Below are 24712 nucleotides of genomic sequence, written 5' to 3'. Positions count from 1 at the left end.
CGCGCAAAAGTATGCAGCGGTTTTGCGGTAACGACATGCGTGGGAACAAGGACCTAAAGCGCGGGGAGCAAATCTGAAAGATCGCGACGCGCTTTCGGCAGCCGCTACTCCGGGTTTTCGCAAACGGCAGAGAGCTTGTTGCCGTCGAGATCGCGCACATAGGCGGCGTAGAAATGGGCATGGTAGGAGCGCAGGCCGGGCTCACCCTCATCCACGGCGCCTGCCGCGATTGCCGCCGCATGGAAGGCATCGACATCCGCTCGGCGTTCGGCCGCAAGCGCCACCATGGCGCCATTGCCTGAGGTCGCCCGGCGGCGATTGAACGGCGTCACCACCCAGAAGCGGCAGCGCGTATCGCCGTCGGCGGCATAGCCGATTTCCTCTTCGGAAGAGCGCTGCCGACGATAACCGAGCACAGGCAGCACGGCATCGTAAAAATGCCCTGCGCGATAAAGGTCGTTGGTTCCGAGCGTGACGTAAAGAAGCATGGGATCAGCGGTTCAAATCCTTGCAGCGCCGCGCCTCCTTTGAGACGCGCAAAGGAGGCTGTGGCGCTTTTAATTGCTGCATAATTTATCCCTACATCGATTCCGATTTAAGGAATTAGGCAGTCGATCGCCATCATCGGACAGGACCAGCCCAAAGATCAAGCTTCCTCTGCTTCACCTTCGGCCTTGCGCCCCTTGAACCCCTTGGCCAGCAGGAACATCTCGACCGATTCGGCGCGCGACGAGTTCGGTTTGACATGGACGACCTGGCGGAAGTTCTGCTTGAGCATGGCGAGCAACTCACGCTCGGTGCCACCCTGAAAGGTCTTGGTGAGGAAGTGTCCACCTTCCCCCAGCACTTCGACGGCGAAATGCGCCGCGACTTCGCACAGATGCATGGTGCGCAGATGGTCGGTGCGGTGGTGGCCGGTGGTGGGCGCTGCCATGTCCGATATGACGAGATCCGGTGTACCGCCGACGGCCTCCAGCAGCTTTTCCGGCGCACTGGGATCGAGGAAATCGAGCTGCAGGATCTTGACCCCCGGCAGTTGGGTCATTTCGAGGAAATCGATCGCAGCCACACGAATATCATCATCTGTCGAGCCGGTGACCTTGGCGGCGATCTGCGACCAGCTGCCGGGGGCAGCGCCGAGATCGATGATGCGCCTGGCGCCGCGCAGGATGTGATGTTTCTCGTCGATCTCCAGCAGCTTGAAGGCGGCACGGGCGCGATAGCCTTCAAGCTGGGCGCGCTGCACATAGGGATCGTTGATGTGGCGCTCCAGCCATTGGCGGGAGGAGGCCTTCATCTTCTTGTTCTTGACGCGCTGGCCGAGCTTGCGGCCGGTGCGGTTTCCCGCGATCGGTGCCTTGGTCATGCCTATTCCTTATCTCGCGATCTCACGCGCTGGCCGCGGCGGTTGCGGTTGCGCCGCCACACGCCGTCATCGGCCATCATGTCGGTGAGCAAGCCTTCCCTCAAGCCGCGATCGGCAACCCGCATGCGCGGGCTCGGCCAGCGGCGGCGGATCGCCTCGAGAATGGCGCAGCCGGCCAACACCAGATCGGCCCGGTCAGGCCCGATGCAGGGATTGGCGGCGCGGCTTGCGAAATCCCAGGAGAGAAGCTTTGCCTGCATGGCGGAGACCTCATCGTCGGACAGCCAGATGCCATCGACCTTGCGCCGGTCATAACGCGGCAGGTCGAGATGCACGCCGGCAAGCGTCGTCACCGTGCCCGATGTGCCGATCAGGTGAAAGTCGCCGGTCTGGGCGACCTCGATCTCCGGGCAATCGAAGCTTCCAAGCATGCCTTCGACTTCACGCACCATGCCTTCGAAGGCCTCCGGCGTGACGTCGTGCCCGCCATGGCGCTCCGACAGCGTCACGACGCCGACCGGAAGCGAGGTCCAGTGGGTGATGTGATTGGCAAGGCGGCTGAAGCGATTGTCGCCGATGCGGATGACGGCGATCTCCGACGAGCCGCCGCCGATATCGAAGAGCACGACGGAGCGCGTCTCACGACCGACCAGCGAGGAGCAGCCGGAGACGGCAAGCCGCGCCTCTGTCTCGCGATCGATGATCTCGAGCGCAAGGCCGGTTTCGGCAACGACCCGGCTGAGGAAGTCCTCGCCATTGACTGCCTGGCGGCAGGCTTCGGTGGCGATCAGCCGCATGCGGCGGATCTCCCGGTTCCTGAGCTTGGAGGCGCAGATCCTCAAGGCCTCGATCGCCCGCTCCATCGCCTCGTCGGACAAACGGCCGCTGGCCGCAAGGCCCTCGCCGAGGCGCACGATGCGGGAAAAAGCATCGACGACACGGAATTGACCCGGACGGGTCGGCTGGGCAATGAGGAGACGGCAATTGTTGGTGCCGAGATCGAGAGCGGCGTAGAGCTCCTCCGGCCACACATGCTCGCCGGCCTGGCGATCACCCTGATGCCCGGAATGGGAATGGCTTTCCTGGCGGCCCCTGCGGTTGGCGCTCGCGCCATTCAGTGCTTCACGCAGGTCGGCCCTGAGCACCGTTTCTTCCGCGCGGCTTTCCTGCTGCGGGGCACCTGCTGGTTTTGCCGATGTCAGCGGCCGGCCCTGTAGACCGCGCTTGCCGCGGTGTTTGCGGCGGCTGCGACGGCTCGGCGCTGAATCGCTATCGGAACGGACAGCATTGCCTGCCGCTGCCGTCTGTTCCATTGCCTGGGGGATAGATGGACCGTCCTGCACGGCACCATGGCCGCCACGACGGCGACGCTTGCGCTTGCGGGCCGGATTCCCGGCTGCATCTTCTATCGGGCGCGCTGGCTGTCCGGCACCGCCGGAAGGCTCATGCGAAGCGGGATGGGCCGCGTTGCGGGATTGCCCGCCACGTTTGCCCTTGCGGCGCCTGGACTTCTTGCCGTCCTTGCGCCCTGCCGCCGGCGCCCCGTCAAATTGCGGCTTTGCGCCGCCTTCGGGGTCTTCCACGTTGTTTTTCCATCGCGCCGCGCAAGTCTTGAGATATGCAGCAGGCGCTCATTCGATTTTTGCGTTGCGGCAAGAATATCAGCGCCCGCCGAAATCGCCAAATTCTTTTTTGGACCAAGGGATTTGCAGCGATTTCACCTTTCCGCGGCAGCACCGATTTTTTTCAAAACAGCTATTTGCAATTCCCCGGCTTTTGGTTATAAGCGCCGCACACCAGCCGACCGCCCGCCGGTTCGCTTATGCTGGGGAATAGTTCAATGGTAGAACGACGGACTCTGACTCCGTTAATCTTGGTTCGAATCCAGGTTCCCCAGCCAATCAATTTCTTCGACAATTTCAGTTAGTTAGTGAGCGATCAGCCCACTCAGTCGAGCCAGTCCCATGTCGCAAGCGTGTTACATCTGCTTGCGTTGATTTCCAAGCGTTTCAATTAGGTAGCGGCGAATCCACGCGACATGGAATGCAACATGCGGCCCTGACACCCCTGAGCCATCATTCCTCTTGCCAACGGACTTCGAGGATGCCCCCGAGCGCCTTGACGGCTTTGCTTATCGCCTTGAAATCTGGATACTTGCGCCTGCTGCCGTTTCTCTGAAAGTAGCGGCCTGTGCCGCTTTCCTCATCCAGGTCCCGCATTATCCACCCCAGATCGTAGCAAAAAGCTCGAACCTGATCATTGGCTGCGATGCCCGTTATGACGTATCGCTTCTTTTTTCGCCGATAACCATAATAGCGAGCAGCGGCTTGGATGTTTTCCCAGGGGATGTCGGGAAACGTGGCGCATATCTCTTCCCGAGAAGCCTCGGGATACAACTTTCGAAGCTTCTGCCGTTCTAATGGGCCCCAGCGGTGATATTTCCGCCCAAATCCAAGCTCGCAGCAGCGCGCTTGAATTGCCCGCGCCGTTCGATGTCTGAGTATTTGGCGCAGCGCGAAGTGGTCAAAATACAGAAGACGACAGAAATCGTCTTCGATCTCCGTCCATACCTTGTGCCCTGCGGGAGTTACGCCGAGGCGAGCCATCCTGGCTCTCACACGCTCAGCGGTCGCCGCATTCTTCGCATAGTATGCCAGCGTCAAAGTCAAATACGTCGGCTGTTGGGATTGCCTACGCCTTCTTCACACGCATCACACGGTAGGAATTGAACGTTCCGGCCTTGTCGGTGAACACGGACTCGACTGCGTTCGGCAGCCCTCCGATTTCACGAAGCTTATAGGCGAGATCGGCAAATTCTAGTTTAAGCCGATCTATCTGGCCTGCCATGACCTCCTGAATTCTGGTTTCAAGTTCCGCCTTTTGCCTCAAGAGATCATCAAGTTCAGACATCATCTTCTCCGGTTACGATGGTGACGCGCATTTTCTATGGCGCGCCTTGGAGACATGTCCAACGGGGATGCCGTTTAGGCTTGAAGAAGTTCTACGGGAAAAGCCGACCGGATCATTTTGGACCAAGCCGCCGCGGTGTGATTGACATGGACGCGAGTGGTGCCACTGTGTGGCGTACCACGAATTGGAGCCTACCATGACCCCTGCTCGTTTCACCGAATGCCTTCTCCACATCCGCTGGACGCCAATAAACCTTGCCAGTGCGCTGCAATGGACCTCTCGTGGGTGGAAGCGCTGGAAGCTGGCAATACTGAAGTGCCGGCGGGGTTAGCAGCATGGCTGGAGACGCTTGCGCGGTGCCATGAGGCTGCAGGAATTCCTACAACCTACCGCGGAAAGGGACACGAGTGATTGATCCGAATAAGAAGGATATGGCGATCGCAAGATAGATCCGAGCGCTCTCGGCTTATGCTCGTGAAAATGCGTGGCTTTATGTTAGGTCAAGCCCCCACCTTTCCACGAAATCTGAGGCTGACGCTCATAAAGCAGCCGTAGAGTCCGTCTGTGACGCCATGGACGCCCTCGCCAACGAAGCCTTGGAGCGCAAAGTGGCATATTCTGAGTTCGATGCTCTGCGGAAACATTTGATCAAACTGAACTCGTTTCCGCCAAATGAGTATTTCGAACCCGTCGCTCGGGCGTTCGCGGAAAGCGGCGCCCTTCAATAGCGCCAGGCTGATGCCATGGGCCGGCCCAACATGAAGCTGATCAAAGTAAGGATTGCAGCTTGGTAAAGGATGACACCGCCACCCTCCTCGAAGACGCCGCCGATCGGATCGCAGCTATCTCGCGAGCGGATCTTCAGATCATGCTTCGTCGCGCCGCTCTACGGCTACGCAATGCCGGCGGCGTCTCGATGGAGGATGATGTCGAAGACGCCTTGCGCGACCTGGCGGGCGAGCTTGGCAAGACGCGCAATGACATGATCAGGTTTATCGTTCGAGAGTGGATGGAGAAGAACACCTATCTGCCAGTGCACGAACTGGACGAAGATGGCGATGTTGATGGGATTGCCTGAGCCGCACCGTACTTGTGGACTCGCGAACACTAAATGGAGCATCAGCATGGCAAGCCTCGAGCAGATGACTGGTTCACTGCATATCCACAATTCTATATCGGGAAGTTGAAAGTTAGGCAGGAGCAGCTTTTCGTGAGCGATCCCGAATTGGCGATGCTTCTCGACAATGTGGCTGCGGTTCTGTCGGAGCACGCTGCGGTGTTGGCTGACGATATCGCTGACATGGAATGCGATGATTGATAGCGTAACAGCTTGAGCTATTCAGCGGAGGATCAATTTTCAATGATCAAGCCTGAACTCGCGTTCGCCATCATACTTACGAGCAACCTCGCAGGTCCGATCTTGGCTTTGGTCGCTGGTCGGAGATGGCCACATTGCCGGAAAACATTGCATTTTTTGGCGGTGATCTGGGTCGTTCTGTCATCATACGTGTGCGACAGAATGACGTTCACGCCAGATATCACCACTGTGGACGACTCTTATGACGATTTAGACCAGTTTATAGCCGTCGTCGCCATCTTGTTGCAGCAGCTAGCCATTCTAATGACCTACGTAGCTTGGTTTGCGTGTAGCGCATTTGTTAAGCGGCAGCGGCATCTCAAAAAGAAGAAGGACGCCACGTGTAATAAACATATGCCATTTCGACATGTGTTGGCTTCGTCATGCTGGCCGATGGTCGCATCGAGATCGGCAAGAACGCCGTCGAGAGTACCATCCGTTAGATAGCCGGACCTGAGTCATTGTGCGCTCCTTCTCTAAGTATCTGTAAACATTGGAAGCGTCTCCGTGTCAGCAATGCGACACGGGCGGCCCTTCAGGGCTATCGCGGCTTGGACCGTCGCAGAAGCCAGGTCGCTGACCCTGATTTGATACGGCGCACCGCGAACCACCTGTTCGGCGGACAACACCTTCATCTTTATCAGATGGCGTATTCGATGGTTAGTTACGCCTAATGCCGCCGCAGCCTCAGTCATGGTCAGCCATTCGCCGTCTTTGTCGGCTGATTTGTACGCGTGGATCGCACGTACCCGCCTTACAGAAGCGACCCGATGGGCGGTCCAGGTTTTTCCTTGCCCCGTTGGCATGCCCATTCGATTCAGCGACGCGGCGATATGTTCATCGGACCAGCGACCAGCCATGCTGCGCATCACCGCCAGGGCATCCTCAGTGGTGGCACAACCGTGTTCACCGGTCTGAGGCTTACGGACCTTGAGTTCCGAATGCTGGCCGCCCTTCCAATGGATCGTCAGCACGACGTCACGCACCGCATCGTCGACATCAACGACAATGTCGGCGATGAGTGTACGCAGCAGTTGCTGGCGCACGCGCATGGTCACATCGGGCGACTCCCAGGCAGCTAAGAGATTGTCGGCCAAGTTCGCGAAAGTGCCTGGATCGACCGCTATTGTCGAAGGACTGTCGGCAGGCTTGCGCTCCTCCAGATCCCGCACGCGGCGTAATGCAGTTTCCCAATTCTTCTCAAGCTGCGCGGCGATGAGACGATTGTCGGGATCGCATGCCGCATAGCGACGCTCAGCCAGGCTGGCCTCGTAGCGAGCCTGTTGTAGCTCCAGGTCGTGAATGTGCCGCTGGTCTTCTTGCCGCTCCCGGTGCATCCGCTCTGCTTCAAAGGTCGCTTCGATCGCTAACGGTTCTACCGCGCGCAACAACTCGCGCGCAACCGCCGCATCGACCTTCGGGCCACCGAACGTCATGCACCGGGGCAAGCCCATCATTAGATTCTGCTTGTCGCAGCGATAGACAGGATTGTGTGGATTGCCCGTATAAGCAACACTCAGCCGCCGCCCACACCGTCCGCAGGTCAGGAGTCCCGATAATAACGCTTTGCCGCCACGGCCCGATTTAGTCCCGCCCGAGCGGCCATAATTATTGAGCGCCAATTGCTGTTGGTTGCGCTCGTACTCGTCCCAACTGATGTAACCTTCGTGATGATCCCGGATCATCACCTCCCAGGTGCCGACAGGCTTGCCATGCCCATAGCTGCGACGCGCTCGTCCATCAACGATGGCAGTCCGCTTCTCGCTCTTCCCATAGACGTAGACGCCGGCGTAGAAGGGGTTTTTGAGGATGCCGATTACATTGCGATAACGGACCGGCGTCCAGACGAAGTTGGTCATGCGCCTTTCATCCGAAGGCCGCGGAAAGTGGATTTGATCTTTCGTCATCGACAGCAGCACCTGACGCGCGCTTCCAAGCTCGTGGAAGCGTGCGAATATAGATCGGATTACGTCTTGCAGACGCAGATCGGGGTCCAGTCCAAGCCCCGCCTCCCGATGCCAAATGTAGCCGAACGGAACGGAAAGTCGCAATTCGCCACGGCGCGCTTTCGATCTGGCGGCATCGAGCATGCGGGCTCTCAGCACGCCAAGTTCGAACTCGCTGATACTGCCCTTCATCCCCAGCAGCAGACGATCATTGGGCCGACATGGATTGTAGACACCATCGTGATCTATGACGCGGGCTTCAACGAGGCCACATAGTTCGAGCAGATGGTGCCAGTCGCGGCCGTTACGTGCGAGCCGTGAGGCGTCGAAGCATAAAACGGCACCAACTTTGCCGGCGCACAGCAGGGCGACGAGACGATCGAAGCCGGGGCGCGCGACCGTTCCGCTGGCGGAGCGTCCGAGGTCATCGTCGATGACCTCAACGTCGAGAAAGCCGCGCTGTCGTGCGACGTCAACAAGGTCATACTGCCGTCGCTGGCTTTCCAGATTGGTCATCACCTGTGACTGAGTGGACTGCCGAACGTAAACGACGGCCTTGCGTTCAAGCAGCACTGTCGGAATCAGATCAGTGCTGATCATCGTTGAGCTCCTCGACGGCCAGACCGGCCGCCTGCATCAGCAGGCAAGCCAGTGTTGATATCGCCTTCTTGCGATCCTTGTCGCTCAGTCCGTCGAGCGTGCGGGTTTTGAATATCAGGTCGAGCTGCCGGCCCGACGCCGGCACCAGCGTGTTGCGGGATCTCATCATCTTCCTCCTGAGTGATTCTATGTTCACCTCGGAAGAGTGCCGCCTTCGCACCGCCTGAGACCAGTCTGTTCAGTTCGATCAGCGCCGCAAGATCGACGCGTGCCGTTCCCATGGTCATGCCGCTGCACACCACAGGATCTATCATCCACCCCGAAATCGCGATCACGACACCTGTCGGTCCCAAAACCTTCAAAAACCGACCTGTCGCTCGTTCTTCGACGCGCCGAACAGACACCTTTTGGCCGAAATACGGATGCCAGCGATAATGGACTTCGACTTCGTCGCCGACATGGGCAGAATGAACGGGGGATTGCGCTAAACCGGAAGAACGCGTCAATGTGCGAGAGAGCGACAGCGCTTACGGATCAGCGGGGGCGCACCCTGATTTGGCCATGCCACTAAGGCAATGTGCTGCCATCTGACCGGTAACTGGTCTTTTTGCAGATGAAATCACATGGCACTGGGCGCAACGATCGGAATTGGAATAGGCGCCGCCTTCGGCCTGATGATTTTTGACGACGCTGTGATTGGCATTACCTTCGGTGCGTCGCTTGGTGCTGCCGTCGGCGCCCTCATTACCAGTAGATGACCATCGGTTTCTCCGGGGATCAAGCCGTCATCCTAGGACCGCGCTGTTCATGGCCGAATTCGTGCCGGAGAAAAACACGACACCACTCTTCTTGACTCTACGCCTTTGTCGCCAAATATTTATGAGGTGCAATTCTCCGAGGCAAAGGACATGAATTACGTTGAAACGAAGCGTTTCCGCTGTTCAAACGCTGAAGGTCGAAATTATACTGTCATTGAACAAATGCGGACTTCTCGGCGGTCCGTAAATACAAGGACCGACTACGTCACCGAAGAAGGGGACGTTGCAGAGCGCCTCGACGATGGCAGTTTTCTGCTCCTTTTATCCAACGAGGTAATTCGCGTTTCCTAGGTGGCGTAAGGATTAAACGGCCAAAGGAGGCGGGCCTTGCGACCCGCCTCGCATCACATCCGCGGCAGAAGTCCGATGTGCTGACCGGCGTAAATTCCGACGATGAACAGCGCCACCAGGAACATTGCGATCATAACCGCCCGCAGGCTGCTGCGCTGATCCATCTCGGCCTCCCACCTTATCTCCACAAAATCGATGTAGCGCGACGCGAGTTTGAGGGAATGGCGGGCGTCGCGACCCCCCGCTGGGCATTTCCACTATCCGATGTACACCCATCCAAGCTTTGGCAATTGCGGAGTTTCAACACTCAGTTGGATGCGGCATGCCACTTCGCCCGCGGAGTGGGCGGCATCCCGCCAATCACACATTTTATCCATAGCCACAAAACGTGTTCGGCTTACGGTCGACGCATCCGCGTCACCTCGGTAGAAGGTGGCTATGAACGATTCGAAAAACCAAAACCGAGACGAAGACGAACGGCCGGCGAAGCCGCCGCTTCCAAAGGGCGAGAAATTTTTCGATCCGTGGGACGCAGAGTTTCGCCGGGCTTACAAGTCGGACACGTTCGAATTCTAGAGCGGCGGGAGCCTACTCTATCTCAGAAACCCCGGCATTATCCTGCTCCTCCCGCAGCCCCTTGTGAGATGCGTGCCGCAGCTTGCCGTCGTCGGCCCACCCCCTATACTCGATCTCGGCAATGAGCTTCGGCTTCACGAAAATTGCTCCCTTGCGATCGACGACCGCAGCCGGCGTAGATGTGATAAGGCGGTCTAGCTTCTGACGAAGCTCATAAGCATTCCGCTCATTGAAGCCGGTCCCTACCCCGCCGACGTAAACCAGCTTCATACCCTTGCGCGCGGCGAGCAGAAGCCGACCGATGCCGGCGCGCGCGACTGTGGATCGCTTACAACCGACGATGACAAAGCTGTCGCTCAGGACGCGTTTGATCTTCACCCAGTCGCCGAGACGTCCCGACCGATAGGGCGAGTCCCGGCGCTTGGCGATGATGCCTTCCAACCCATGTTCGCAGGCGCTCGCCAGCAGCTGATCACCGTCGGTCTCGATCTCCTCGGAAAGCCGGATATCCCTTTGGCCGCCTGCCGGCACCAAATCATGGCCGCCGCGCGTCAGGATGCGAATGCCCGTCGGATCGATATGCACCGACAGGCGATAGCCATCCCATTTGATTTCATACACCCAATCGTCGCCCTTCGGCGGTCTGGCTTTGAGCAACGCTAGGCAGGGCTCGATGCGATCAGGCATCGGATCTAAGGGGAGATTGGGCTGGTTAGGATCTCGGCGCCGATGTGGGCGACTGTGTAGCAGCGCGTCGGCGTCACCGAGCAGCGGCTTAGAAGGCTTGCGAGGCGGCTTGGTCATGCTGGCAGTTCATCAACAACGCCTTAAAAAGCAATTCGCCTAGATTGATTATTGACTCGCATCCAGATGAGAACATAATAAGAACATCGGCGAGGCGGCCGCCAATCTGAAAGTCTGTCTCGAAGGAGAAACGACGATGCTAGAGCAATCGGCCGACAGCGAAGCCATGCATGATGAAGATGAGATGGACCTTTCCGGTCTCTATTGGACGCCACCGGGCCAAATGCAGCGGGAGGACGCGCACAAGAACTTGTTGGACGCGATTGCCGGAAGGCGACCGGATCAAGTCAAGCTCTTCAGTGCCAGCGCTTTTGAAATACCTTCGGCCTTCCCGGCTGGCTTCTTTGATGTAGCAATCGACATGGCTACGCTTGAAGCGTGCGGTGTTTACAGAGCTTATCGCGACCACAACGACTATGCGACGAAGCCGGAATGGTTCTCCAGCAAACTGAAGGACACTGACGAAATATTCAGCGAAGTTTACAACCGCTTGATTAAGTCAGGCTTTTTCGACTGGCATTTTCAGGGGAAGCGTCCCGAGGAGCCTGTTGACCAAGGCACGACATCACACGGCCGCTGACATGCCTGAGACCCAAGCAAAACGTGGTGTTGTCCCCATTCGGGATGACGTTGAGACCGAGCGGGAAATTGAAGCAGTTCTTGCTTGGCATGACGACAATGTCCGCGCAGCGATCGGCACGCTACTCGACGATATCCGGCACCTTCGCCGGCAGTTGGCATTGGCAGAAGGTGCCATGAGCCGAGGCATGACCCGCGGATGGCGGCCGGACTATGACCGTCGATGATTGGAATTCGTCCGACGCCGGCACGGGGCTAAAGTCATATGCGGGTAAGCGGGTGGGCGTGATCTGCGAGGAATGCGAGATTTTGAAATTCTTCGACGGGGACGCGCTCATTGCAAAGCATGGCAATGCTTCTATGCCTTCGCTCCTCCCAACGCTCGCAAAGGAAAATCTCGGATGCCAGCGCACCGAAAACAGATACTACCAGCGGTGCAAGCTTACCTATCACCACGGTCCCGAAGAATGGGCACGACGAGATGGCTATGTGAAGCCTGAGGACGCGCAGAAGAGGGATCGTGCCCTCGGCGATCTGGCCGAGTGGGAGGGTCTAGTGGCCTTTTGCAGGAACGTGGACTGCAAACGGAAACGGCCGCTTGATCGATGGGCACTGCAAAAACGGCTCGGCAAGGATACGAAGATTTCGGCAATAGGCCCGCGACTGTAATGCAAATGCGGTCACCGCGGCGCCAGCATCGTCATTGGCTATGTGTCGAGGTGATCTTGGAGCGCAAGAAAAGGAATGAGAATTGATTGCTGGATTGATTACTGCGCATCGTTGACCGTCGTTGACGGCGACACGGTGAAATGCGATGGGCAGAACATGCGGCTGCTGGGCGAAGGTGTTCCGTTCGTCTCGGGCATCGATACGCCGGAGATCGGTTCGCACGCAAAGTGCGTCAAAGAACGGAAGCTGGCGCCGATCGCCAAGGGACGGCTGAAAGAGCTTTTGGCGGAAAAAGGATTGCGTGTCGTGACGAGCGGCGCAGTCGACAAGACGCCGTCGCACCGGCCACTCGTCAACATCTATCGAACGAATGGGGAAGAGATCGGCAAGAAGCTGCTTCGGGAGGGCTTCGCACGGTCGTGGAGCCCGAAACGGAGGAACGACTTGTGCGACTGAACCGGCCATATCGGCGATACGCCACTGAGACGCCGCAACTCCACTAAGCAGCGAATATTTGGCCACTAGAGATCTAATTCAACGATTGGTACGGAACCGTGCAGGAACTTTTCCGCTTATCTATCGTTAGACCGGAAGGATCGCAGAGGTGCCCCTTTATGACGGGGCCGTACGCCAACTCTTCGTTCCTGTGCGATCCGTCTTTCCAAAACTGCCCCGTTCAGCGGGGCTCCTTTTTGATCCTCGGCGAGCGATGACGGGAACCTAACCGGTCCCCGTTTTGTTATATCAGCAGGAAAGCACGGGTGTTCCTCCTGTGCGATCCATGAACTTGCCCTGTTTCGGCGGGGCTTTTTTTGGATCGGGCGCCGCGGAAGTAAACGCAATATCAGTCAGTTGATCTTGAGCCAATGCCTCAACGCTGAGACAGCCCCGTCGCTCATGTAAGCGACAACCCCGCCGATGGTGAGGCCGGCGAAGGCGATCAGCCCTGAGATCCCGTAGCCCAGGGTTTTCATTTTTTTCCACTCCTCAAGAGTGGGGGCGACCGCTTCGTGGTTCTTCTCGACGGTTTTCGTCAGGCTCTTGATCTCCTCACGAAGGGTCGCATCAACGCCGCCGCTTATCGCCATTGAAGTGCCCCCCGATTTTGGGCCAGCAGAAGCTGGAATTTTCCGGGGTTATGAAGGCATTGTCCGACGGGTTTGATGCACCAAAACCTTTGCATAACCGCGATCGACATCGCGTCTACCGCAGGTAGAAAACGTGCAGTTCTTACCTGATCATTAAAGTGGATCGATTGTCGCGGATAGAGGTATTCACGTACGCTCTCATTATTTGTATCCATGCGGTTCCCATCGGAAACGGGTTCATCGCAACGTCTCCAGACCCCGCATAATCCGCAGCAGCACGTCCACGTCGACATCCCGACCGACGATCACACGCCGGTCTTTCGCACTCACCACCTCCATGCGACCGTGGTCGCTGACAGGCGGCGGCACAGCGACAGTCGCCGCAGGTGGCGTGTTCGCAACAACCGGCTCGGCAACAACGATCGCTGGAACAAACCCGTTTGTCGAGCGGTGGACAAGCCGTCCTTCCCGGGCGGCCCTGCGCCAGGCATTCAACTGCCAGCGCGTGATCCCATGACGCTGCGCCGTGGCCGTCACCTGCCGCGGGCCGTTATAACTCTCAGCCACAATCGCCAGCTTCGCTTCATCCGTGAAACGCCGGCGACGCCCGCTATCGACAATCTCCATCCGGCTGAAATGCCCGGTGAGATCATTCATCAAGTCCATGTGTGAAGCACCGTCTATATTGCCGTCTATATAGACAGAGCATCCACACTCTCACTCACTCCACAATGCGGCCCAACTCGGATGCGTACTGTGCACTAGCACCAGCCTTCGCTGTCGCGTATGCGTTTCCGGTTGGGAATCCGCGCTATGCAGTACCATTGTTTCCGTTGTACTTTTTCGTTACGTCGATTGGGGCAACTCACGTTATTGCATGGTCGCGACTTTTGAGAGTTCATCAAAAGAGCGGCTCAAATATCTCATCTTAGGTCAGATAGCGCTTTGAATTCCGCGCGCGTCAGCGTTGCGGCCATCATCTGTGTCGAGGCTACCGTGATCACTGAGGCCAAGTGCCAATTCCAGACGGGAAATAGCAAGCTGCCACCACTCAGGAGGTGTGCGTAAGATTCGCGAAAAAACCACCGGTATGATCAGTATGCTCCGATTGATGAAGATTGACTTTTGTGGCGAGAACACCCAATGAGGCGTAACTAATCCTTTCCGCGCGAGTCCGACATGGCAACTGTGCGGTCGTAGATAAAGAAGCCGGGAAGCTTCCGGTCATGCCACGGGTGCGCGAGCAAATATGGGCAGTTTTCCAAAAATATTCGTAGCCGGGCATACTGGTATGGTCGGCTCGGCGATCGTACGGCGCTTGGTCGCCGAAGGGCATCCGCCCGATTCCGTCATCACCGCAAGGCATCAAGACCTTGATTTGATAGAGCAGTTGGACGTTCGTCGGTTTTTCGAAAAGGAGCGACCTGATCAGGTCTACCTTGCAGCGGCGAAGGTGGGCGGCATATACGCAAACAACACCTATCCGGTTGACTTTATCTACGACAACCTGATGATTGAACTGAATGTCATGGAGGCTGCTTTCCGGAACGGCGTTCGGAAGGTTCTTCTGCTCGGATCAAGTTGTATTTACCCGAAGCTTTCCGACCAGCCGATCAAGGAAGATGCGCTTCTTACAGGTCCGCTTGAGCCGACCAATGAACCTTATGCAATTGCCAAGATTGCCGGCATCAAACTTTGCGAGAGCTACAATCGCCAATATGGCAATACTCACCTTGTAGACTACCGTGCTGTGATGCCCAGCAATTTATATGGTGTCGGAGATACATATCATCCCCAGAATTCGCATGTCATTCCGGCGCTCCTGCGGCGCTTTCACGAAGCGAAAACCAGGAGTGCGCCCAGCGTGCTGATCTGGGGCAGTGGGATGCCGCTGCGAGAATTTCTTTATGTTGACGACATGGCCGCCGCCAGCGTGCATATCATGAATTTGCCGGCAGAGCGCTACAACGCCCTGAAGCCAAAAGGCCAGACCCATATCAACGTAGGATCTGGAAGCGACGTGACTATTCGCGAGCTTGCGACGACTATCAGCGACCTTGTTGGCTTCCGAGGGAAGATAGAATTCGATACCTCCAAACCAGACGGAACACCTCGAAAGCTCATGGACAGCGGGGTGGCAAGAGAGCTCGGATGGTCACCGGTAACCGATCTGAAGGAAGGTCTCAAATTTGCTTACGAAGATTTCCTGTCTCGGGAGAACGTCGCATAATGTCTAAAGTCGCTCTCATAACCGGCGTTACCGGTCAGGACGGTTCCTATCTAGCGGAATTTCTTCTCGAAAAGGGATACACCGTTCATGGAATCAAGCGACGCATGAGTTCGTTCAACACGCAACGCGTCGATCATATTTACCAGGATCCACACAGCAAGAATATGTTGTTCAAGCTGCATTACGGGGATCTGACGGATACAAGCAATCTCATCCGCATCATGCAAGAGACGCAGCCGGACGAGGTCTATAATCTCGGCGCCCAGAGCCATGTTGCCGTAAGCTTCGAGAGCCCGGAATATACAGGCGATACCGACGCACTCGGAACACTCCGCCTGCTGGAAGCCATACGCATACTGGGATTTGAAAAGAAAACGCGATTTTATCAGGCGAGTACGAGCGAACTCTACGGACTTGTACAAGAAACCCCTCAGAAGGAAACTACGCCATTCTATCCGCGTAGTCCCTACGCGGTTGCGAAGCTCTATGCTTACTGGATCACCATCAACTATCGCGAATCCTATGGCTTATACGCGTGCAATGGAATCCTATTCAATCATGAGAGCCCTCGTCGTGGCGAAACGTTTGTGACGAGAAAAATCACGCGTGGTCTTTCCAATATCGCGCAAGGTCTTGAAGATTGCCTGTACATGGGCAATCTCGATGCGTTGCGTGATTGGGGTCACGCCAAAGACTACGTTCGCATGCAATGGATGATGCTTCAGCAGGATCAGCCGCGGGATTTCGTAATCGCGAGCGGCAAACAATACAGCGTACGTCAGTTCATCCAATGGGCTGCAGAGGATCTCGGAATTACCCTTCGCTTCGAGGGAGAAGGCTTGAATGAGCGAGGGATCGTTGAGACCGTCACAGGCGACAAGGCCCATGGCGTGAAACCCGGCTCCGTAGTCGTACAGATCGATCCTCGCTATTTTCGTCCGGCCGAAGTCGAAACACTTCTCGGAGATCCTACGAAGGCCCGCGAACTGCTCGGCTGGGTTCCGGAAATTTCTGCGAGAGAAATGTGCCGGGAAATGGTGATGCATGATTTGGGGCATGCACAGAGACATGCCTTGCTTAAGCAGCATGGCTTCGATGTTAACGTAAGTGCCGAGTGATTGCGGGCGGATACGATCGCATGGGGAAAGAACTCTTGATAAAATTCGCTATTGTTGGCTGCGGGCGCATTGCCAAAAGACATTCCGAACTGTTGGGCCTGTCACAGATAAAAGGTGCGACGCTCGCTGCGGTTTGCGATATTGCAGAGGAAAGAGCGAGGGAGTTCGGTGAGCGATTCGGCGTTCCCTACTATCGGTCGATCGATGAGATGCTTCAGAACACTGAGGTGGATGTCGTATCGATATTGACGCCAAGCGGCATGCATGCAGAACACGTCATTACGGCAGCAAAATATAAACGACATATCGTTGTCGAAAAGCCTATGGCTCTGACTCTGGCCGATGCTGAAGCGATGATCAAGGCTTGCGACGAGAATAATATTCGATTGTTCGTCGTCAAACAAAACCGTTTCAATGTCCCGGTCGTGAAGGCGCGCGAAGCTCTTGATGCGGGCCGCTTCGGTAAGCTCGTGCTCGGGACGGTTAGGGTACGATGGTGCCGCGATCAGAGTTACTATGATCAGGATAACTGGCGCGGTACCTGGCAATATGACGGCGGTGTCCTTGCCAATCAGGCAAGTCATCATATCGACATGTTAACTTGGTTCATGGGCGATGTCGAAAGTGTTCACGCGCGGGCGGCGACAGCGTTGGTGGATATCGAGGCGGAAGACACTGCCGTAGCCACACTGAAGTTCCGCAACGGTGCTCTCGGCATTATAGAAGCCACCGCAGCAACGCGACCCAAGGACATTGAAGGATCGATTTCGATACTTGGAGCTGGGGGCTCTGTTGAGATTGCGGGCTTTGCGGTGAACAAGATCCGCACCTGGCAGTTCGGCGACCATGACTTAGGCGATGAGCAAGTTATGGAGAAGTACTCTGTTAATCCTCCAAACGTTTATGGTTTTGGTCATCAGGCTTATTACGAACACGTCGTCGATTGCCTCGTGAATGATACAAAAGCCCTCGTGGATGGTCATGAGGGCCGCCAGAGTCTTGAGCTGATCTCGGCACTTTACGAATCAATCGCTTCCAATCAGGAAGTGAAATTGCCTTTGGAAGTGAAACATTCGAAACTGGGACGATCTTCCCAGTGACCGACGGCTCCCCCATGCTTTGGAAGGTGCAGGTCAGAGACGTCGTTTGCGGCGCTCGCGTAAAAATCGTCGAGCCTGCCAATGTCTACGAATGCGAACTCGCAGATGATTGTTTTGTTGGCCCATTCGTAGAGATCCAGAAGGGCGTGAAGATCGGGCCGCGCACAAAAATACAGTCCCACAGTTTCATATGCGAACTTGTGGAGATTGGGGAGGATTGTTTCATTGGACATGGGGTTGTTTTTGTGAACGACCTTTTTTCGGGAGGTGGGCCTGCGCGGGGAAATCGCGAGCTCTGGAAGGAAACCCGAATCGGCAATCGGGTTTCGATCGGCTCGAACGCTACGGTCCTTCCGGTTCAGATATGCGACGACGTTGTCATCGGCGCAGGCGCCGTTGTAACCCGGGATATCACCATTTCCGGCACCTATGCCGGCAACCCCGCTCGGCCGTTACCTCGCTCGGCTAGCAACGAAACTTAGTTTGTGCGGAAATGTCGTCGTTGGTAGACAACCCGGGACCTTTGGCTTTGTGAGCTTCTCGCCGCAAGGTCGCCCATGGGAGGTCGTTGGCCTCGCCCCTTGGGAAAAAGTTGTTTCAGTGTTGAGCCAATGCATGGCCGAATGTTATTTGACTTGTTGCAGTGGCGGCGCTGCCGCGGAAATCATGAAAATTTACCAAGAGCAGGTTTAATGAAAGTTCCTTTCGCTGATCTTCATCTCCAATATCTCTCGCTAAAGGAGGAGATCGATGCTGCAATTGCTTCAGTCATCCGGTCTTCCTCGTTTATCAGGGGGCCATTCGTTCAGAAGTTCGAGGACGAATTTGCCGCCGCCGTCGGCGCCCCTTATTGCATCTCATGTGCTAATGGAACGGACTCACTCTTCATCGCCATGCGCGCGCTAGGCGTCAGACTTGGGGATGAAGTTATTACGACTGCCCATTCGTGGATTTCAACTACCGAGACCATTTCACAGGCCGGCGGCAATGTTGTCTTCTGCGACACCGACGCTTCGACATACACAATCGATCCTGTTCAAATCGAAGCGAGGATCACGCCTCGAACGGTTGGCATCATCCCGGTTCATCTCTATGGCCAACCGGCCGATATGACTGCTATCATGGCGATCGCCCGGAAGCACGGTCTCTGGGTCATAGAGGATTGTGCTCAATCCCATCTTGCTGAGATTGATGGGCAGGTCGTCGGGAGCTTCGGGGATGTCGCTTCCTATTCTTTCTACCCGGGAAAGAACCTTGGCGCGATGGGCGACGCAGGCGCCATTACCTGCAAGGACAAATCACTTGCCGATCGGATGGCAATGTTTGCGCGGCATGGCGGGCTTTCAAAGGGCGACCACCAGATCGAAGGCATAAATAGCCGCCTCGACGGACTGCAGGCCGCGATTCTGTCGGTGAAGCTGCCGCGTCTGCCTGAATGGACTGCAAAGCGGCAGGAATGGGCGAGGCGATATGCGCGCGCCCTCGAGGATATTGGTCAGCTGGAACTGCCTGAAACGGCAGCCGGACGAAATCACGTCTATCACCTGTTTGTGATCAAGCACGAGCGGCGCGATGCCCTGGCCGCCCACCTCAATCATGCCGGCATCCAAACTGTGGTCAACTATCCAATATCGCTGCCGTTCCTACCGGCTTACGAACGCCTTGGCCATCGGCCGGAAGATTTTCCCAACGCGTTTGGAAATCAATCCAAGATTCTTTCAATTCCGATTTTCCCTGAAATGACAGAAGCTCAACTCCTGTACGTCGTAGATACGATCAGGGGATTCGCCGAGTGAGTGATGAACGCCCGGAGAGCCATGGAAGGCGCAGCAATCTTCTTGGAAACTCAGGCTGGAATTTTGCGGGTTTCCTTTTTACGCTGGTTGCTAACCTTGCCACGGTGCCGTTCGTCGTACGCTGGATTGGACTGCAGGCGCTGGGAAGCGCCGGCATAGTGATCGCTATCGCAGCTCCCGTGACGCTGATCGGCACCGTGCTCGGGCAGGCCGTTGTCAGGGAAATTTCCGCGCGGATTGGACGTGGCGAGGAGCATGCCGCCGCCCGTATTGCTATCGTCGGAATAAAAATCTGCCTGATCGCTTCGGCGGCGGCGTGGCTAGGGATCGTGCTTGCCGGTCCATGGATCATGACCGGCATCGCCGGTGCGTCTCTTCCGTCACAGAATCTCACCGTCTCCTTCCTCATTGTCGCAACCGGCACAATGGCGCAGCAGTTCTCGTTTGTCCTGCAAGGTATTTGCGTGGGAAAGCAAAGTTTTCGATTGGTGGCCCAAGCATCAGCCTGGAGTTCATTCGCAACCATCATCATGACCTTGGGATGCACTTGGTCCTTTCCAGTGCTGAACGGCTATTTGCTCGGATTTTCTGGAAGTCTCGTATTGTCGACTGTAGGATGGATATGGATTACATCCTCGGAATTCCGTGAGAGCGGCAGATTGATCTCATCGTCTCCCGACGACCTGAAATCATTGCTTCATTTTGGAAAATGGCAAAGCCTCTCTCAGCTTGCGGGAATCTTTGGCAACCAGATTGACCGCTACGTTCTGGCTTCGCTCGCGCCATCTGCCGTTGTCGGCCAATATAACGTGTGCAATCGCGTCCAGGAGGCCGCCTACATCGCTGTCATACGTATCTGTGAAGTCCTGTTTCCTCGATTTGGCAACATGTCGAACAGCCGCGAAGAGGAGCGGCATGATTTCTTTATGCTCGCCTCATGGGGCAATTCGGCTTTCGGAGCCATCGTACTCTCGCCAATCGCGGTTCTCTCTAGGCCGCTGTTAACGGTTTGGGTCGGCGAAGAAACCGCTGCAGGCGGCACACATCTTCTCCAGATACTCATTCTCGGCGGCATCGTCGGGTGCGGTTCGAATGTATTCCAGTATTACGCCATGGGAATGGGCAGAAACGCACCGGCTGCATATACTTCGCTTGCGTATTCGGTGATGACGGTTGTTTTTTCTTTCGTTTCCATTTGGTGTTTCGGTCCATACGCTGCTGGAGCAGGCTTGCTTGCTGCCAGCCTTGTAAGAGTACCTCTCGCGCTTTTGGTGACTCGCAATTGCTTCTTTCGCACTTTCAGCGCGGAGCAAATGTTTGCCTGTACAGTTGCTCCTATCTTGGTTGGCATCTGCATAGTTGTCGGATCTTTAGGCCTGAATTTCACCTGGATCAATGGCTGGCTGTCCCTCGCTTTCGCGTATGTCTGTTCTGTCTGCGTTGTCTCCGCCGCGATCGCAGCCGTGGCGATGACGACGAAAACCGGGAGCATTATCTTGTCCCGTATCTATGGGTCCGTTAGAACGGCTTTGTCCGCGAGACGCCTGATTGGATGGAATAACCATCTTGTGAAACGCAAGAGAGGGTTTTGAGTGATCACTGTGGTAGACTATGGCGTCGGGAATATCGGCGCAATTACCAATATGGCGGAGTATCTGGGGATCGATGCTCGGCCAAGCGGTGATCCCAAGGAGATCGAAAGTGCCGCGAAGCTCGTTCTTCCAGGGGTCGGTGCGTTTGACAAAGCAATGGCCACGTTGAGAAACAGAAAATTAGTCGATCCACTGAATCACGCGGTGCGCGAACGGAGGGTTCCTGTTCTCGGCATATGTCTCGGTATGCAGCTGTTGGCGCGATCCAGCGAGGAAGGCTCGGAAACTGGACTAGGCTGGATAAATGCGGATGTGAAGCGCATCAGGCTGCCGGCAACATCATCCCTTAAGGTTCCTCATATCGGTTGGCTTGAGATAAAGCCGCGCCGAGAAAGCGCTCTGTTCGACAGGTCCAACCGGCGGGAGCGCTTCTATTTCGACCACAGCTATTTTGTCGATTGCGATGATCCGAATGACGTTACCGCCGTCATCGACTACGGCGAGGAGCTATGTTGCGCAGTGAGTTCGAACAATGTCAGCGGCGTGCAATTTCATCCTGAAAAAAGCCACCGCTTCGGGATGCGGGTTCTTGAAGCATTCGGAAAGCTTTGATGAGAAAAAGGCTTATACCCGTCCTGCTAGTCGATCAGAAGCGTCGGCTGGTGAAAACGATAGAGTTTGGCGAGCGCACCTACGTCGGCGATCCCTTCAATGTTGTTCGCCTGTTCAACGAAAAGGAAGTCGACGAGATCTGCATTCTCGATATCGACGCCACGCGTACGGGGCGAGGTCCTGACCTCGGCTTCGTTCGCGAACTCGCAACCGAATGTTTCATGCCTTTGGCATATGGCGGCGGCATCACCGAGCTTAAGCAGTGCGAGGAACTTAACCGCTCCGGCGTCGAGAAGTTTGTACTCGGTCAAGGCGCGCGCAATTCGCAACTGGTGGGAGCGATCGCTGCCGATATGGGCAGCCAGGCTCTGGTTGCCTGTGTCGACGTAGACGGTCGCGGCGCGGCGGCGAGCTGCTACGCTTCAAGCGGTGCGAGGCAAGAGCCGATAGAATTCTGCCTGAGGTTGCAGGATGCCGGCGTTGGCGAAATAATTCTTCAGTCGAAAACTCTCGACGGCACCCGCAACGGATATGATCTTGAGTTGATCCAGTCGATTACCCGAAAGCTGAGCATTCCGGTCGTTGCCTTGGGTGGCGCCGGAGACGTCGCCCACCTGATGGAAGGCCTTCATGCCGGCGCTTCCGCCGCGGCCTCGGGGAGCGCCTTCACCTTTATCGGTCGGCTAAGGGCAGTTCTTATAAGCTACCCTGCACCAGAAATTTTGGAGGAAGCGGAGCAAGGTGCTCATGGATAACGCGTCGCGAGTTTGCTCATTTTGCGTCATGGACAATTCCAACCCGTCGATCGTGTTTGACGCAAACGGCCAATGTAACTGCTGTCGTGATGCGCTGAATCGCAAGCCGCACGAGTGGTGGACCGGCCCCGAAGGCGACATACGAATGCGGCGATTGATCGCCACATTGAAGGAAGAAGGCGCAGGTAAGCCATACGACGCAATGGTCGGGCTTAGCGGTGGAATTGACAGCGCGTTTCTTGCGCATCTCGCCGCCCGAAAGCATGGTCTTCGTCTTCTGGCGGTCCATGTCGACGGCGGTTGGAATTCCGAGCCCGCCGTCCACAATATTGAAATTCTTGTCCGAAAACTCGATCTCGACCTTCACACGTATGTAATCGAGTGGCAGGAGATGCGCGATCTGCAGATTGCGTTTATGAAGGCTTCTGTCCTCAATCAGGACATCCCGCAAGATCATGCATTCTTTTCCACCCTCTATAGGACAGCAGCTAAATTCGGCATTCGTCACTTCCTCAGCGGCGTAAACTTCGCGTCAGAATCGGTGATACCCCGCGGCTTTGGCTATCCGTCGATTGACGGAACGCATGCGAGCGCGATTCAAAAACGCTTCGGCTCCTTGAAGCTCACGACCTATCCCTTCATGAGCCCTCTTGAGTATATTTGGCTTACCCGCGTCCGCCGGCAACTCACCATTCACCGTCCGCTCAACTACATCGACTACAATAAAGAAGAGGCGCGCACTGAGCTTCAGCGCGAATATGGGTGGCGTGACTACGGTGGCAAACACAGTGAATCCAGATTCACCAAATTCTACCAGGATATCTATCTTCCGAGAAAATTTAACTTTGACAAAAGACGGCTTCATCTTTCAAGTTTGATTGTTGCCGGACAAATGACACGGGAGGAGGCGCTGCGCGAAATTTCAACGCCCATCATCTCCGTTCAGGATGCCCGCAGGGAAACAAAGTTCGTGGCCAAAAAACTGGGATTGAAGCCGGAGGAGCTCCAATGGTATATCGAGGCACCGCCAGTACCGCACAGTAATTTTCCGAACGGCATGTGGCTTCATAAAGCGCTTTTGCGCCTGCGTAAGGTGACTCGAATTTTGCTGCCGTCACGTAGCGCAACCGTAGAGGCAGCTGATGTCGACTAGCCTCGTCTTCGCAATGGCTGTCACACTGTCGGTGGGCTTCTACATTTGGAAGGTGGGTATCAATCTGACGCTTTCGTCAGTATTTTTAGGCCTCATGCTCACGCTTCATGGCCCTATGTATCTATATTACACTCGAGTATGGGGTCCTCAGACCAAGTTCTTCGAGACAATCATGTCTGCTGCCCCCTATAATGATGCCATAGGCGCACTGGATCTCTCACTTGCCATTTCAATTGTCTGCATTACTCTCGGTATAGGGTTGGCAGATTTCGCGTTTGGCATTAGTCATCAGCAGATCCACGCTGCTCTGCATTCCTGGCGTACTCGGCCTGTCCGCATATCTGAAGGCGTCGCTCAACGCGTCGAGCTTATTTCAACAATCGGACTCCTTATCATTTTGGCGGTTGTTGTGTTAGAAAACAACATACCCAAAACTATCGTCTACTTTATTTCAGATGTAAGTGAGGTCGCGAAAATTGCGATGCGACGAGAGTCGGGTGGAAGCCGCTTCTATCTTTTCAATCTCCTGGTCTCCAATGTGCTTCCGTTCTGTGCCTTTTGCTGCTTTATAGCGATAAGACAGCGGTCAATGAAACTGAGAGCGATCGCTTGGGCTTTTATAATCGCCGTTATGTTGGCCAAGGCCTCAACTCTAAGCAAGGCACCACTGGCGATATTTATGCTGCAGTTGCTAGTCGTTGAACATCTTAGAAAATCTTTAGATTTGCCGTTGGGGATGGCGATCAGATTTATTCTTTTTGGCGTACTTCTGTTCGGAGCGATGGTACTTATTGCCATTCGTGAATTACACGGTGTCGGTGACGCACTCGACTTTCTCTTTTACCGGATATTCATGATCCCGAATGAGAGCTTGCTTGAGTATTATACTGCAATTCCAAGTGTTCTCCCCTATGGTTGGGGTAGTAAGTTCAGTTGGCTGGTCGGCTCTCTGACCGGTCAACCCAGCCAACCAACCTATCTACTGGTCGGCGCCGTCCATCGTGGCGTGGAAGGTTCCACCTCGACAGCGATGTTTATCGCCGATGCCTGGGCCGACTTCTCTTGGATGGGTGTCCTTCTATTTTCGCTATTCGCCGGATTTTTTATCCGCTTGCTAGATATCCAGCTGATAGTGAAACGAGGGAAGACCGTCGCAACGATTGCGGGGCTGGCTCTCGGCCACTATGGAATATTCGTCATGCTTTCGACCGCACTTCAAACCGCGATGATGACCGGCGGTTTGGTTTTGGTTGTTCCATTAGTGCTAGCGCTATCCAGCGCCATGAAGTGGGTGCCAGAAAAGAACGACGGTGGACAAGAGCATCTTGTCCACCTCGGATCGGTATAGAACC

Annotated in this window: 25 protein-coding genes, 1 tRNA gene and 2 pseudogenes; 18 read left to right on the top strand and 10 right to left on the bottom strand. The window is 55.8% G+C overall.

Annotation, left to right across the window (positions count from 1 at the left end; translation table 11 throughout):
• Window positions 1-104: 104 nt before the first annotated feature.
• From RL_RS04415 to RL_RS04405, 3 genes are all read right to left on the bottom strand, one after another.
• On the bottom strand, window positions 105-488 hold the full coding sequence (locus RL_RS04415) for a VOC family protein (RefSeq protein ID WP_011650591.1): 384 nt from the start codon (window positions 486-488) through the stop codon (window positions 105-107).
• 158 nt (window positions 489-646) lie between these two features.
• The gene (locus RL_RS04410; RefSeq protein WP_003545710.1) at window positions 647-1366 is read right to left on the bottom strand and encodes an RlmE family RNA methyltransferase; all 720 of its coding nucleotides are present in this window, start codon (window positions 1364-1366) and stop codon (window positions 647-649) included.
• Window positions 1367-1368: 2 nt separating this feature from the next.
• Window positions 1369-2949 (bottom strand): Ppx/GppA phosphatase family protein, encoded by a 1581-nt coding sequence (locus RL_RS04405; RefSeq protein ID WP_011650590.1) that lies wholly within the window; start codon window positions 2947-2949, stop codon window positions 1369-1371.
• 243 nt (window positions 2950-3192) lie between these two features.
• Here RL_RS04405 and RL_RS04400 point away from each other — a divergent pair.
• A tRNA-Gln gene (locus RL_RS04400) sits at window positions 3193-3266 on the top strand.
• Window positions 3267-3441: 175 nt separating this feature from the next.
• On the opposite strand, the gene RL_RS04395 is transcribed toward RL_RS04400, so the two are convergent.
• Both RL_RS04395 and RL_RS04390 read right to left on the bottom strand, forming a co-directional pair.
• The gene (locus RL_RS04395) at window positions 3442-3972 is read right to left on the bottom strand and encodes a hypothetical protein (protein ID WP_017993023.1); all 531 of its coding nucleotides are present in this window, start codon (window positions 3970-3972) and stop codon (window positions 3442-3444) included.
• Window positions 3973-4057: 85 nt separating this feature from the next.
• Window positions 4058-4276 (bottom strand): hypothetical protein, encoded by a 219-nt coding sequence (locus RL_RS04390; RefSeq protein WP_026157258.1) that lies wholly within the window; start codon window positions 4274-4276, stop codon window positions 4058-4060.
• A 196-nt stretch (window positions 4277-4472) separates the two neighbouring features.
• On the opposite strand from RL_RS04390, the pseudogene RL_RS40420 reads away from it, so the two are divergent.
• Window positions 4473-4687, top strand: a pseudogene (locus tag RL_RS40420) (hypothetical protein).
• Between the two features lie 376 nt (window positions 4688-5063).
• Window positions 5064-5354: a ribbon-helix-helix protein, CopG family gene (locus RL_RS04385; protein ID WP_011650586.1), complete on the top strand. Its 291-nt coding sequence runs from the start codon at window positions 5064-5066 to the stop codon at window positions 5352-5354.
• 755 nt (window positions 5355-6109) lie between these two features.
• On the opposite strand, the gene RL_RS04370 is transcribed toward RL_RS04385, so the two are convergent.
• Window positions 6110-8179 (bottom strand): recombinase family protein, encoded by a 2070-nt coding sequence (locus RL_RS04370; RefSeq protein ID WP_011649403.1) that lies wholly within the window; start codon window positions 8177-8179, stop codon window positions 6110-6112.
• Entirely contained in the window at window positions 8166-8345 is a 180-nt protein-coding gene (locus RL_RS04365; RefSeq protein ID WP_025393262.1) for a hypothetical protein, read from the bottom strand. Before RL_RS04365 ends, RL_RS04370 begins: the two co-directional genes overlap by 14 nt.
• A gap of 457 nt (window positions 8346-8802) precedes the next feature.
• On the opposite strand from RL_RS04365, the gene RL_RS40970 reads away from it, so the two are divergent.
• Window positions 8803-8937: a hypothetical protein gene (locus RL_RS40970; protein WP_011650582.1), complete on the top strand. Its 135-nt coding sequence runs from the start codon at window positions 8803-8805 to the stop codon at window positions 8935-8937.
• A 939-nt stretch (window positions 8938-9876) separates the two neighbouring features.
• On the opposite strand, the gene RL_RS04350 is transcribed toward RL_RS40970, so the two are convergent.
• Window positions 9877-10668 (bottom strand): DNA ligase, encoded by a 792-nt coding sequence (locus RL_RS04350; RefSeq protein ID WP_011650580.1) that lies wholly within the window; start codon window positions 10666-10668, stop codon window positions 9877-9879.
• Window positions 10669-10804: 136 nt separating this feature from the next.
• Between RL_RS04350 and RL_RS04345 the strand changes: the two genes are divergently transcribed.
• From RL_RS04345 to RL_RS04335, 4 genes are all read left to right on the top strand, one after another.
• Entirely contained in the window at window positions 10805-11248 is a 444-nt protein-coding gene (locus RL_RS04345; protein WP_011650579.1) for a hypothetical protein, read from the top strand.
• Between the two features lies 1 nt (window position 11249).
• A complete protein-coding gene (locus tag RL_RS40415; RefSeq protein ID WP_017993019.1) occupies window positions 11250-11474 on the top strand; it encodes a hypothetical protein in 225 nt (74 codons plus the stop codon).
• Complete coding sequence (locus RL_RS04340) at window positions 11461-11916, top strand: hypothetical protein (RefSeq protein WP_011650578.1); 456 nt, start codon at window positions 11461-11463, stop codon at window positions 11914-11916. Before RL_RS40415 ends, RL_RS04340 begins: the two co-directional genes overlap by 14 nt.
• 75 nt (window positions 11917-11991) lie before the next feature.
• On the top strand, window positions 11992-12372 hold the full coding sequence (locus RL_RS04335) for a thermonuclease family protein (RefSeq protein ID WP_011650577.1): 381 nt from the start codon (window positions 11992-11994) through the stop codon (window positions 12370-12372).
• Window positions 12373-12764: 392 nt separating this feature from the next.
• Here RL_RS04335 and RL_RS04330 read toward each other — a convergent pair.
• Together RL_RS04330 and RL_RS04325 are read right to left on the bottom strand one after the other, a co-directional pair.
• Window positions 12765-13010: pseudogene (locus RL_RS04330) on the bottom strand (hypothetical protein); the annotation flags it as partial.
• Between the two features lie 231 nt (window positions 13011-13241).
• Window positions 13242-13670: an IS66-like element accessory protein TnpA gene (locus tag RL_RS04325; RefSeq protein WP_011650575.1), complete on the bottom strand. Its 429-nt coding sequence runs from the start codon at window positions 13668-13670 to the stop codon at window positions 13242-13244.
• Between the two features lie 583 nt (window positions 13671-14253).
• Between RL_RS04325 and RL_RS04320 the strand changes: the two genes are divergently transcribed.
• The 10 genes from RL_RS04320 (at window position 14254) to RL_RS04275 (ending at window position 24708) form a co-directional block, all read left to right on the top strand.
• A complete protein-coding gene (locus tag RL_RS04320) occupies window positions 14254-15234 on the top strand; it encodes a GDP-L-fucose synthase family protein (protein WP_011650574.1) in 981 nt (326 codons plus the stop codon).
• Window positions 15234-16352, top strand: a complete 1119-nt coding sequence (gmd, locus tag RL_RS04315) for a GDP-mannose 4,6-dehydratase (RefSeq protein ID WP_011650573.1) — start codon at window positions 15234-15236, stop codon at window positions 16350-16352. Before RL_RS04320 ends, gmd begins: the two co-directional genes overlap by 1 nt.
• A 20-nt stretch (window positions 16353-16372) precedes the next feature.
• Window positions 16373-17452 carry a Gfo/Idh/MocA family protein gene (locus tag RL_RS04310; protein ID WP_011650572.1) on the top strand — a complete coding sequence of 360 codons (1080 nt, stop codon included), beginning with the start codon at window positions 16373-16375 and terminating at the stop codon, window positions 17450-17452.
• The gene (locus tag RL_RS04305; RefSeq protein ID WP_011650571.1) at window positions 17449-17934 is read left to right on the top strand and encodes an acyltransferase; all 486 of its coding nucleotides are present in this window, start codon (window positions 17449-17451) and stop codon (window positions 17932-17934) included. Before RL_RS04310 ends, RL_RS04305 begins: the two co-directional genes overlap by 4 nt.
• Window positions 17935-18144: 210 nt before the next feature.
• On the top strand, window positions 18145-19248 hold the full coding sequence (locus RL_RS04300) for a DegT/DnrJ/EryC1/StrS family aminotransferase (protein WP_011650570.1): 1104 nt from the start codon (window positions 18145-18147) through the stop codon (window positions 19246-19248).
• A complete protein-coding gene (locus RL_RS04295) occupies window positions 19245-20840 on the top strand; it encodes an oligosaccharide flippase family protein (protein WP_011650569.1) in 1596 nt (531 codons plus the stop codon). The genes RL_RS04300 and RL_RS04295 overlap by 4 nt, the downstream gene beginning before the upstream one ends.
• On the top strand, window positions 20841-21452 hold the full coding sequence (gene hisH / locus RL_RS04290; protein WP_011650568.1) for an imidazole glycerol phosphate synthase subunit HisH: 612 nt from the start codon (window positions 20841-20843) through the stop codon (window positions 21450-21452). It abuts the gene before it with no gap.
• A gap of 50 nt (window positions 21453-21502) precedes the next feature.
• Entirely contained in the window at window positions 21503-22207 is a 705-nt protein-coding gene (locus RL_RS04285; protein ID WP_244432349.1) for a HisA/HisF-related TIM barrel protein, read from the top strand.
• Window positions 22200-23360, top strand: a complete 1161-nt coding sequence (locus tag RL_RS04280; RefSeq protein ID WP_011650566.1) for an N-acetyl sugar amidotransferase — start codon at window positions 22200-22202, stop codon at window positions 23358-23360. Before RL_RS04285 ends, RL_RS04280 begins: the two co-directional genes overlap by 8 nt.
• Window positions 23350-24708 carry an oligosaccharide repeat unit polymerase gene (locus tag RL_RS04275; protein ID WP_011650565.1) on the top strand — a complete coding sequence of 453 codons (1359 nt, stop codon included), beginning with the start codon at window positions 23350-23352 and terminating at the stop codon, window positions 24706-24708. Before RL_RS04280 ends, RL_RS04275 begins: the two co-directional genes overlap by 11 nt.
• Window positions 24709-24712: the final 4 nt, after the last annotated feature.

The sequence above is a fragment of the Rhizobium johnstonii 3841 genome (genome assembly GCF_000009265.1).
In the GTDB taxonomy this organism is placed as follows: Bacteria; Pseudomonadota; Alphaproteobacteria; order Rhizobiales; family Rhizobiaceae; genus Rhizobium; species Rhizobium acaciae.
This window is presented reverse-complemented; position numbering and strand designations above follow the sequence as displayed.

Coding starts and splice junctions, on each gene's coding strand:
- RL_RS04415 (WP_011650591.1), bottom strand. CDS start 488: ATGCTTCTTTACGTCACGCTCGGAACCAACGACCTTTATCGCGCAGGG.
- RL_RS04410 (WP_003545710.1), bottom strand. CDS start 1,366: ATGACCAAGGCACCGATCGCGGGAAACCGCACCGGCCGCAAGCTCGGC.
- RL_RS04395 (WP_017993023.1), bottom strand. CDS start 3,972: ATGGCTCGCCTCGGCGTAACTCCCGCAGGGCACAAGGTATGGACGGAG.
- RL_RS04390 (WP_026157258.1), bottom strand. CDS start 4,276: ATGTCTGAACTTGATGATCTCTTGAGGCAAAAGGCGGAACTTGAAACC.
- RL_RS04370 (WP_011649403.1), bottom strand. CDS start 8,179: ATGATCAGCACTGATCTGATTCCGACAGTGCTGCTTGAACGCAAGGCC.
- RL_RS04365 (WP_025393262.1), bottom strand. CDS start 8,345: ATGAGATCCCGCAACACGCTGGTGCCGGCGTCGGGCCGGCAGCTCGAC.
- RL_RS40970 (WP_011650582.1), top strand. CDS start 8,803: ATGGCACTGGGCGCAACGATCGGAATTGGAATAGGCGCCGCCTTCGGC.
- RL_RS04350 (WP_011650580.1), bottom strand. CDS start 10,668: ATGACCAAGCCGCCTCGCAAGCCTTCTAAGCCGCTGCTCGGTGACGCC.
- RL_RS04345 (WP_011650579.1), top strand. CDS start 10,805: ATGCTAGAGCAATCGGCCGACAGCGAAGCCATGCATGATGAAGATGAG.
- RL_RS40415 (WP_017993019.1), top strand. CDS start 11,250: ATGCCTGAGACCCAAGCAAAACGTGGTGTTGTCCCCATTCGGGATGAC.
- RL_RS04340 (WP_011650578.1), top strand. CDS start 11,461: ATGACCGTCGATGATTGGAATTCGTCCGACGCCGGCACGGGGCTAAAG.
- RL_RS04335 (WP_011650577.1), top strand. CDS start 11,992: ATGAGAATTGATTGCTGGATTGATTACTGCGCATCGTTGACCGTCGTT.
- RL_RS04325 (WP_011650575.1), bottom strand. CDS start 13,670: ATGGACTTGATGAATGATCTCACCGGGCATTTCAGCCGGATGGAGATT.
- RL_RS04320 (WP_011650574.1), top strand. CDS start 14,254: ATGGGCAGTTTTCCAAAAATATTCGTAGCCGGGCATACTGGTATGGTC.
- gmd (WP_011650573.1), top strand. CDS start 15,234: ATGTCTAAAGTCGCTCTCATAACCGGCGTTACCGGTCAGGACGGTTCC.
- RL_RS04310 (WP_011650572.1), top strand. CDS start 16,373: ATGGGGAAAGAACTCTTGATAAAATTCGCTATTGTTGGCTGCGGGCGC.
- RL_RS04300 (WP_011650570.1), top strand. CDS start 18,145: ATGAAAGTTCCTTTCGCTGATCTTCATCTCCAATATCTCTCGCTAAAG.
- RL_RS04280 (WP_011650566.1), top strand. CDS start 22,200: ATGGATAACGCGTCGCGAGTTTGCTCATTTTGCGTCATGGACAATTCC.
- RL_RS04275 (WP_011650565.1), top strand. CDS start 23,350: ATGTCGACTAGCCTCGTCTTCGCAATGGCTGTCACACTGTCGGTGGGC.